Here is a 251-nt window from a genome sequence, read left to right as displayed (position 1 = left end):
CGCTGCAATTGAGGGTCGCGCAAGTAGCGCAGCGTGTAGATCGTGCGGATCAGCTTGTCATACTCGAAAAGGGCCTTACGCGTGCGGTGGTGTCCAGACAGGGTGCAAATTTTTCGCACCAGCACACACTTTGGCTCATTTCTTTGAGCCCCAGGGTGGCAGCAATGTGATCCAAATTGGATTTTTCAGCGGCAATCAGATGACGGTCAATCTGCCCCACCGGCTGAATCAGGAAATCAGCATACCCCTCC

At 53.8% G+C, this 251-nt stretch carries 1 pseudogene; it reads right to left on the bottom strand.

Annotation, left to right across the window (positions count from 1 at the left end):
* Positions 1-251: pseudogene (locus C5P05_RS34155) on the bottom strand (Tn3 family transposase); the annotation flags it as partial.

Source organism: Rhodoferax ferrireducens (assembly GCF_003347515.1).
Classification (GTDB): Bacteria; Pseudomonadota; Gammaproteobacteria; order Burkholderiales; family Burkholderiaceae_C; genus Rhodoferax.
Note: the sequence above shows the minus strand (reverse complement) of the source record. Positions and strands in the feature narration are given on the sequence as shown.